Below are 9,071 nucleotides of genomic sequence, written 5' to 3'. Positions count from 1 at the left end.
ACCCTGACGCAGTGGGAGGTTGGCATGGGTATGGTAAGGCGCAGCTCCGCTGAGTTTCTCGGGACGTTCTGGCTGGTCTTCGGCGGCTGCGGCAGCGCCGTGCTCGCCGCCGCCTTTCCGCAGGTCGGGATCGGATTGCTCGGCGTCTCTTTCGCCTTCGGCCTCACCGTCCTGACCATGGCCTATTCCATCGGCCACATCTCCGGCTGCCACCTGAACCCGGCGGTGACCGTCGGGCTGTGGGCCGGCGGGCGGTTTCCGGCCAAGGACATCCTGCCCTATGTGCTGGCCCAGCTGGTCGGAGCCTTCGCGGCGGCCCTGGTCCTGTATGTCATCGCCACCGGAAAGGCCGATTACAGTCTGGCCGTCAACGGCCTCGCCGCCAACGGGTACGAGGCGCACTCGCCCGGCCAGTACAGCGTCACCTCGGCCCTGGCGATCGAACTGGTCCTGACCTTCTTCTTCGTGCTGGTGATCCTGGGCTCCACCGACCGGCGGGCGCCGGCCGGCTTCGCGCCGCTGGCCATCGGCATGGCGCTCGTCCTCATCCACCTGATCGGCATCCCGGTCACCAACACGTCGGTCAATCCGGCACGCAGCACCGGCCCGGCGCTGGTGGTCGGCGGATGGGCGTTGCAACAGCTCTGGCTGTTCTGGCTCGCCCCGCTGGCCGGCGGACTGGCGGGGGGGCTGGCCTACCGCGCACTTGCCGAGGACCTGCCGGCGAAACCCGCCATCACCGGGCAGGCGGAAAGCTCGACCTGAAGCGGGTCCGCTTTCCTCATCGACGGGACCGGTTCGCAGCGGGCCGGTCCCGGATGGCAGGCCGCAGACACCGCCCCCGACACCCCGCCCCACCGCAATACCCCGCCGATGTCGCAACGCCCCGCCGCCGTCCACTGTTATTCAGGCAGGACAGACAGCTCAGAAGGCGTATCCATGCGGCAGTTCGACCCAGAGTCCAACCCGATGACCGAGGCGGATTACGGCATCGTGCTGGGCCTGTTCATCGGCATCTATCTCGGTCTCCTGCTGGTGTCGGCGCTGTCCTGACCGTCACGGCCCTTCCGGCAGCATCAAACAGCGGTTCACCAGATTCATCAGCTCGCTCTGGCGGGTGGTTCCGGTTTTGGCAAAGATGTTGCGCAGCTGGCTGCGCACGGTGCTGATCGCCACACCGCGGCGCCCGCCGATTTCCGCCGGGGTCAGGTCGGCCAGCAGATCGGCGACCAGGCCGGCCTCAACCGGAGTCAGGCCGAACAGCGCGCCCAGCCGCTTTCCCACCCCCGGCGTCACCGCGGCCGGATCGACGATGTAGACCGCGGCCCTGATGCGTACGCCATCGCCGCCGTCCGCATCGCCGAATGGCCCCACCGCCGTCTCAGGCGACAGCGGCAGGACAGTCAGCAGGTAGGATGCCCGGCCGGACGGGCGCGACACCCGCAGGTCGGCCGCCTCCCCCCGGCGCGCCGTCACTCCTCTCCCGGCGGTGGACACCGCCGCATCCAGCACATGGGTCAGCCGGCGCGCCTCAGCCCCCTGTTCGGCCTGCAGGCGCCCATGTTGAAGCCGCAGGCCATCGCGCATGTCGATCATCGCCCGCCCGGCCCGGTTCATACCGACGATCCGCCCGGCGGCGTCGAGCAGGGCGATCCCAATCGGCAGACGATCGACCGCACGGCCGCTCCAACGGGCGTCGTCCCCACCATCCTCACGCGCCAGCAGCCGGACACGCAGCCGCATCGCCCGCTGGATATGCGGGGCGCAGTCCTGCAGGAGCCGCACCGTCTCGTCCGGGAAGGGGGAGGCATCGGCTGGACGGAACAGGCTCAGCACCGGCTGCATCGGCGCAAGCTCGCCGCCGTCGGACAGGGCGAGTGCGCACAGACGGCCCATGCCGTGATCCCGCAGCAGCTCGTTGAAGAAGGCGGAGCGCCGCAGCACCGCATCCGGCACCAGCTCCTCGCCGCGGCGGACCACGCAACGGTTCAGCAGGCCGCGCGCCGCCGCCGCATTCGCCCAGACATCGCGGTGGCGGAAATGCGTGGTGTAGTCGGCCAACTGCCGGTCCGTGATGTTGTGACGGGCCCACAGCGCCGCGGTGCGGCTGTCATACCGGGGGCCGGTGGTGAACAGGAAGCCGTGGGTCGCGTCGGTCAGGGTGCAGAGCCGCTCCAGGATGCCTCCCCAACGCTCCGGAAAGGTCACTGCATCGTAGATGTCCTCGATCAGGGAATCCGCATCCTGCGCCATGGGGAAGTCCTCCGCTGTGGAACAATTTCCCGTAGGCAACCTTTCCCCCTCAATCGCCACCAGTTGCATATGACCATCGTCCAGGCATCTCGTCCGTCATGTGAAGGATGCGACCATCGGGATTTTCCTCAAAAGTCATTGGATCGCATCCCTGCCGCAAACAGGAGCCTTCTGACCGGGGAGCGCCGTCCGTGACCGCCCCAATGACCGCCCCAATGACCAACGAGAGCCGCAGGAAGTCCCCCGGCCCATCCCCACAGGGATGGGCGGCCGCCGGCAGAGCCGAAGACCGGGTGCGTTGGGCGCTGGTCGCCGATCGCAGTTCATTGCTGCGCGAGGGCCTGCGGCTTTATCTGGAGACGCTGGGCTGGCAGGTCGTGGCGGGCGAGACACTGGAGGAGGGGCTGGCCTTGCTGGCGCAACGCCCGCCTCCACCGTCCGGCCCCATCGCTCCCGACCTGATCGTGGTGGGGGAGATGGGAGCGGAGCGACAGGAGGCTTGCGGACCGTGGCCCTCCGTCTTCGACCGGCTGGCGGCCATGCGCAGTACCATCCGTCCTGTCCTGCTGTCCATCGCTGCGGTCAACCACGACCTGATGATCCGGGCACGGGACCGCGGCTTCGAGGCCATCCACATCGACATGCCGCCACTGAACCTGGAGGACCTGCTGCTCGGCTGCGTCCGCCGGATCGAGCATGGATGACGGGACCAAATAGCCACTATATGTTATCATGAAATGTTTTTGTGCGTTCATCATGCGATCTGCTTTGTTGACGGGAGACGGGCTGGGTCTGCGACGCCGGGACGGCCGCACCGTTTGGCGGTTTGGCTCTGGCAGTTGGCTCTGGCAGTTGACAAGGACGACGCCTGAGCGGCTTTTCACTCGGGCCGCACCGCAAGAAAGGCAGCCCGCCGCCATCATGCCCGCCTCCCTGTTCCCCGACGATTCACTCCCGGCTCAGAACGCCCGCCGCCGCAGGGCCGCCTTCTTCGACCGCGACGGCGTGCTGAACGAGGACATCGGCTTCGCCCACCGCCCCGACCAGATCATCTGGATGCCGGGGGCGAGGGAGGCGGTGAAGCGGCTGAACGATGCCGGTTATCTGGTCTTCGTCGTCACCAACCAGGCCGGGGTCGCCCGCGGCCTCTACGGCGAGGAGCATGTGCGGACCCTGCATCGCTGGATGCAGCAGGAGTTGCGCGCCGTCGGCGCCCATATCGACGCCTTCTATCACTGCCCGCACCATCCCGAGCATGGCGAGCCGCCCTATCGGACCGACTGCGCCTGCCGCAAGCCGGAGCCGGGGATGCTGCTGCAGGCGATGGCGGAGTGGCCGGTGGAGCCGAAGGGCAGCTTCCTGATCGGCGACCGCGACACCGACCTGCAGGCGGCGCAGCGGGCGGGCATCGCGGGAACGCTCTACCGCGGCGGCGATCTCGATGCCGTCGTCGCCGGCATCCTGGCACGCTCCGCGGATGATGTGACGGCGAGCGGCTAAAGCAGCCGGCCTTCGGGCACCGCCGCCAGCCACCGCCATGCGGGAGGCCCGGACGGGGGATGCGCGGGTCGCGCGCTGTCAGATAGGCGGCCAGACCATCACGATTGACCGCATGCGCCCATGTCTTTGCGGTCTGCAGCATGAGCCGGGGGCCGGGTCAGCCGATCCGCTGGAAAAGGGCGGCCGGGGAGGGCGAACCGGCGAGGTGGTACCCCAACCCCGACAGCCCATGGACCCCGACATAGAGCCCGACCGCCAGGATCAGGACGCCGGAGACATAGGGAGCCTGCCGGGCGATGCGGCCGAAGGCGCCGGACCATCGGCGTTCGGCATGGCGCATGCCCAGCGCCGCGACCACGCCGGCCGACATCAGGGTCAGCGCCAGCCCGATGCTGAAGCACAGCACCAGCACGCCGCCCAGGACGACCTCCTTCAGTTGCAGGCACAGCAGCAGGACGGTGATGGCGGCGGGGCAGGGGATCAGGCCGCCGGTCAGGCCGAACAGCAGGATCTGGCCGGTGGTGACCGGCCGGCCATCGAAACGGCGGCGGATTTCCTCGGCATGCGCCCGCGCGTGGGCATCCGCCGGCTCGTCATCATGGTGATGATGGTGATCGTGGTGGTGGCCATGATCGTCATGGTCACCATGGGCGTGGCTGTGATGATGGCCATGATGGCGATGCGGATGCTGCTCCCGCCAGGTCCGCGCCATCATCCACAGCGCCACGCCGACGATCAGCAGCGCGGAAGCGACCTGGAAATAGGGCTCGGTCGTCGCGGCATCCCAGCCCTGGCCCAGCCGCAGACCGGCAAGCGCCACCACCCACACCACCAGCGTGTGCGAGACCGTCGCCGCCAGCCCCAGCAGGACCGCCTGCATCACCGTGCCACGGATGGCGACGATGAAGGCGGCCATCATGGTCTTGGAATGGCCGGGTTCCAGCCCGTGCAGGGCACCCAGCAGGATGGCGCTGGGGACGAACAGCCAGGCCTGCACGGCCCCCTGCTGCAACAGGGCGGCGAAATCCGGCATCTCTGCCCCTTACAGGTATTTGGTGATCGCCTTGAACTCGGCGACGGAGCGGCGGGACTCCTCCGGGCCGGCATCGACCGCGGCGTCCAGGCAATGGTCAAGATGGTCGTGGATCAGCAGCTTCTTGGCCTCGCGCACGGCGCTCTCCACCGCGTGGAGCTGCTGCGCGATGTCCAGACAGGGACGCTCGGCCTCGATCATCTCGATGATGCCGCGCAGATGACCGTCGGCGCGCTTCAGGCGCTTGACGATGTCGGGATGGGAATGGTGCGTGCTCATGCTCCGATCCTATCCCCCTGGAGAGGATAGAGTCAAAGGCAAGCCCTTCCAGCCGGGGCTTCCCCCGGCCGGGAGGGCGCTTACGGCCGCCCGTCCTGAACCATCATCCCGGCTTCGGCGAAAATCAGTGCCGGGCGTAGACCTGCGGGCCACCGGCGGCACCGAACAGCACGACCTGATAGGGCAGGCCGCTGGCCATATCCATGCCGGGGGCGTCCTGCGGCATGCCGGGAACAGCCAGCCCACGGGCCTGCGGCCGTTCGGCCAGCAGCCGCTTCGCATCGTCGGCCGGCACATGGCCCTCCAGCACATAGCCGCCGACCCGCGCCGTGTGGCAGGAGGCGAGGTCGTCCGGCACGCCGGCAACCCGCTTCATCGGCGTCACGTCCTCGACCACATGAACGGTGACGTCGAAGCCGGCCGCGCGCATGTGCCGCACCCAGCCTTCGCAGCAGTCGCAGCTCGCCGCTTTCCAGACCTCGACCGCCGCACCGCCGGCGGGGACGGCGGCGCGCGCCATGCCCGGCAGCCCCATCGACCCGAGGTCGAACGCCAGACCGGCGATCGCCGCCCCCCGCATCATCGTCCGCCGTGTCATGTTCATAGAATTTCTCCCAAGGAATTCAGGATCCTGGATCCGGCCAATCGCAGCCGGCCGATCACGGCCGGACGGACAGAAGGCGCAGGGCGTTGGCGGTGACCAGCACGGTGGCGCCGGTGTCCGCCAGGATCGCGGGCCACAGCCCGGTGACGCCCAGCACGGTGGTGAGCAGGAAGACCGCCTTCAAGCCCAAAGCCAATGCGATGTTTTGCCGTATGTTGGCCATGGTGCGGCGTGACAACGCCACCATCGCCGCCACGTCGCCGACCCGGCCGTGCAGGATGGCGGCGTCGGCGGTCTCCAGCGCCACGTCGGTGCCGCCGCCCATCGCGATGCCGACATCGGCGGCGGCGAGCGCCGGGGCGTCGTTGATGCCGTCGCCGACCTTCGCCACCCGCTGCCCCTGGGCCTGAAGGTCGCGGACGATGCGCAGCTTGTCGTCCGGCAGCAGTTCGGCATTCGCCACCATGCCCAGCATCCCGGCGACCGCCCCGGCGGTCCGGGCGTTGTCGCCGGTCACCATCAGCGAGCGGATGCCGGCACGCTCCAGCGCAGCGATCCCGCTGCGGGCGTCGGAGCGCGGCTCGTCGCGCATGGCGATCAGCCCGGCGGGACTGCCGCCGACCAGCAGGACCGAGACGGTCTTGCCCGCCTCCGCGAAGGCCGCAGCCTGACCGGTCTGGGCCGCGGTCAGGACGGACCCGGCGGCCTGGGGCGACAACAGAGCCACCGCGCGGCCGTCCACCCTGCCGTTCAGGCCGGCGCCGGGGAGCGCCGTCACCTCGCCGGCCGCCGGCGGGGCGATGCCGCGCTCCGCCGCCGCGGCCAGGATGGCCCGGGCCAGCGGGTGGCTCGACCCGGCTTCCAGCGCCGCGGCAAGGGCCAGCAGCTCCGCCTCGCTCCCGCCCCCACTCCTGCCGAAGGGGACCAGATCGGTGACGCGGGGCTTGCCCTCCGTCAGGGTGCCGGTCTTGTCGAAGGCGACGGTGGTGATGCGGCCCAGTGCCTCCAGCACGGCACCGCCCTTCAGCAGCAACCCGCGCCGGGCGCCGTTCGACAGACCGGCGGCGATGGCGGCCGGGGTGGAGATCACCAGCGCGCAGGGGCAGCCGATCAGCAGCACCGCCAGGGCGCGGTAGATCCACTCCGTCCAGCCGCCGCCGAAGGCCAGCGGCGGCACCACGGCGACCAGGGCCGCCACGCCGACGATGCCCGGCGTGTAGAAGCGGGCGAAGCGGTCGATCAGCCGCTCGGTCGTGGCCTTGCTCGCCTGCGCCTCCTCCACCAGCCGGACGATGCGGGCGATGGTGTTGTCGCGCGCCGCGGCGGTGACGCGGACGCGCAGCACCCCGTCGGCGTTGATGGTGCCGGCGAAGACCTCATCGCCTTCGCCTTTCGGCTTCGGCACGCTTTCGCCGGTGACGGGGGATTCGTCGACGGCGCTGCGGCCGGACAGCACGACGCCGTCGGCCGCCACCCGGTCGCCCGGCCGCACCAGGATGACCGAGCCGACGGCCAGCCCGGAGGCAGGAACGGGGTGCGGTGCGGCGCCGTCCCGCTCCAGCAGCGCCGTGTCGGGGACCAGCGCGGTCAGGCCGCGGATGCCGGCCCGCGCCCGGCCAGCCGCCACCCCCTCCAGCAATTCGCCGACCAGGAAGAGGACCAGCACCGTCGCCGCTTCCTCCACCGCGCCGATCAGGAGCGCGCCGATGGCGGCGACCGTCATCAGCATCTCGATGGAGAAGGGGGTTCCGGCCCGTGCCGCGGCCAGGGCGCGGCGCGCCACCGGCACCAGCCCGACCATCAGCGCCAAGGGAAAGGCCCAGGGCTTCGCCGCCGGCACCAGCAGCCCCAGCGCCGTCGCGGCGCCCAGGGCCGCACCGGCCGTCACCGTCAGCAGAGCCTTGCGCCCCCGCCACCAGGGCGCTTCGGACGCATCGCCGTGGGAATCCGAATGGCCGTGGGAGTGGGAATGAGAATGGGAATGGGAATGCGACTGGGCCTCAGCCCCGCAGCACCCCCCGCCGCAGGCCGACGGCCCGGCTTCCGCCAGCGGATCGGCGGGAGTGGCGCCATAGCCGAGTGCCGCCAGCGGACGGACCACCGCGTCGGCCCCCACCCTGTCTTCGTGCGAGACGGCCACCGTGCCGGCGGGTACCGACACCCGCACCTCGCGGATCCCCGGAACCCGGCGCAGCGCCGTCTCGATCTTGGCGGCGCAGGACCCGCAATCCATGCCGGACACCCGGTAGCGGCTGGTGCGCAGGGCGGAACCGGCCTGCGTTCCAGGCAGCGGTGCGGAGAGGGGGTCGTGCATGGGAGAGGCTCCTCGATCATGGCCGTTGCCGGCAGCTCCCCGAGAGCCTAGATCCTCTAGCGACTGGAGGATCAAGAGGGAAATGCCGACCATGTCCAGCACACCCGCCCCCCTGCCGACACCGCTGACCATCGGCGCGCTCGCCAGGCAGACCGGGGTGAAGATCCCGACCATCCGCTATTACGAAAGCATCGGCCTGCTGCCGGAGGCGCCGCGCACCGGCAGCAACCGGCGCACCTACGAGGATGGGTCGGTCCGCCGCCTGCGCTTCATCCGCCACGCCCGCGAACTGGGCTTCGAGGTGGAGGCGATCCGCCAGCTGCTGTCCATGGCCGACGACCCGGGCCAGCCCTGCCGGGAGGCCGACCTGCTGGCCCGCACCCATCTGGCCGAGATCGAGTCCAGGATCGCCCGGCTGGAAGCCCTGCGCGACGAAGTCCGGCGGATGGTGGAGGGCTGCGCCCAGGATCAGGTGCGCAGCTGTCATGTGATCGAGGTGCTGGCCGACCACGCCCACTGCCTGCACGACAGCCATTGAGGCCCCGGCCGGTCAGGCAGGAAGGCGGCGCCTCAGCGGTCCTGAAGCGCGAAGCAGCCCTTTCCGGCCGTCTTCAGGGCGGCGCAGGCGGCGTCGGCCTTCGCGGCGGCAAGGCCGGTCAGGCGGGCCTTGTAGAGACCGCCGGAACGGACGACCGCAGGGCTGGCGCCGGCGGCAAGGGTGCCCAGACGCTTTGCGGTGGCGCGGGCGCTGCTCTGTGCGGCGGCATGGCTGGCGAAGGCGCCGACCTGGATGGACCAAGGCCCCCCAGGGGGACCGCCTGCCGCCCCCACGGCAGCGGGCGGCTTCCCCGAGGGGACACCCACGCTCACCGCCGTGTTGCGTTGGGTGATCGAGGCGCTGTTCCTGGTGATCAGCAGATCCGGCTGCACCGGTGCGGGCTCGACCGGACTGGTCGGCCGCTTGAAGCCGGCATCCAGCAGGTCGGCCACCCGGTCGTCGCGGGCATTGGCGCTGTGGCCGCCCAGCACCACGGCGATCAGGCGGCGGCCGTCCCGCACCGCCGAAAAGGCAAGGTTGAAGCCGGAGG

At 70.4% G+C, this 9,071-nt stretch carries 10 protein-coding genes; 4 read left to right on the top strand and 6 right to left on the bottom strand.

What is annotated here, in order from left to right; genetic code table 11:
- A partial coding sequence (gene aqpZ / locus I71_RS15900) for an aquaporin Z (RefSeq protein WP_307189001.1) occupies positions 1-765 on the top strand: 765 nt, incomplete at its 5' end.
- A 291-nt stretch (positions 766-1,056) separates the two neighbouring features.
- Here aqpZ and I71_RS15895 read toward each other — a convergent pair.
- Entirely contained in the window at positions 1,057-2,253 is a 1,197-nt protein-coding gene (locus tag I71_RS15895; RefSeq protein ID WP_042695820.1) for a helix-turn-helix transcriptional regulator, read from the bottom strand.
- Between the two features lie 191 nt (positions 2,254-2,444).
- Here I71_RS15895 and I71_RS15890 point away from each other — a divergent pair, with 191 nt between their 5' ends.
- Positions 2,445-2,957, top strand: a complete 513-nt coding sequence (locus tag I71_RS15890; protein ID WP_148294259.1) for a hypothetical protein — start codon at positions 2,445-2,447, stop codon at positions 2,955-2,957.
- Positions 2,958-3,174: 217 nt separating this feature from the next.
- Positions 3,175-3,753 carry an HAD-IIIA family hydrolase gene (locus I71_RS15885; RefSeq protein WP_042695818.1) on the top strand — a complete coding sequence of 193 codons (579 nt, stop codon included), beginning with the start codon at positions 3,175-3,177 and terminating at the stop codon, positions 3,751-3,753.
- 157 nt (positions 3,754-3,910) lie between these two features.
- Here the strand turns inward: I71_RS15885 and I71_RS15880 are convergent, their stop codons facing one another.
- The 4 genes from I71_RS15880 to I71_RS15865 form a co-directional block, all read right to left on the bottom strand.
- Positions 3,911-4,786, bottom strand: a complete 876-nt coding sequence (locus I71_RS15880; RefSeq protein ID WP_042695817.1) for a nickel/cobalt efflux transporter — start codon at positions 4,784-4,786, stop codon at positions 3,911-3,913.
- Positions 4,787-4,795: 9 nt separating this feature from the next.
- Positions 4,796-5,065 (bottom strand): metal-sensing transcriptional repressor, encoded by a 270-nt coding sequence (locus I71_RS15875; RefSeq protein WP_042695816.1) that lies wholly within the window; start codon positions 5,063-5,065, stop codon positions 4,796-4,798.
- Between the two features lie 124 nt (positions 5,066-5,189).
- Positions 5,190-5,669, bottom strand: coding sequence for a DUF411 domain-containing protein (locus I71_RS15870; RefSeq protein WP_049976145.1), 480 nt, complete (start codon positions 5,667-5,669; stop codon positions 5,190-5,192).
- A 55-nt stretch (positions 5,670-5,724) separates the two neighbouring features.
- Positions 5,725-7,983 carry a heavy metal translocating P-type ATPase gene (locus I71_RS15865; protein WP_042695815.1) on the bottom strand — a complete coding sequence of 753 codons (2,259 nt, stop codon included), beginning with the start codon at positions 7,981-7,983 and terminating at the stop codon, positions 5,725-5,727.
- A gap of 91 nt (positions 7,984-8,074) precedes the next feature.
- Here I71_RS15865 and I71_RS15860 point away from each other — a divergent pair, with 91 nt between their 5' ends.
- Entirely contained in the window at positions 8,075-8,521 is a 447-nt protein-coding gene (locus I71_RS15860; RefSeq protein WP_042695822.1) for a helix-turn-helix domain-containing protein, read from the top strand.
- 32 nt (positions 8,522-8,553) lie between these two features.
- Here the strand turns inward: I71_RS15860 and I71_RS15855 are convergent.
- Positions 8,554-9,071 (bottom strand): SPOR domain-containing protein (locus I71_RS15855; RefSeq protein WP_042695814.1); only part of this gene is annotated, 518 nt, incomplete at its 5' end.

It is taken from the genome of Azospirillum sp. B506, from assembly GCF_000333595.1.
GTDB lineage: Bacteria > Pseudomonadota > Alphaproteobacteria > Azospirillales > Azospirillaceae > Azospirillum.
Note: the sequence above shows the minus strand (reverse complement) of the source record. Positions and strands in the feature narration are given on the sequence as shown.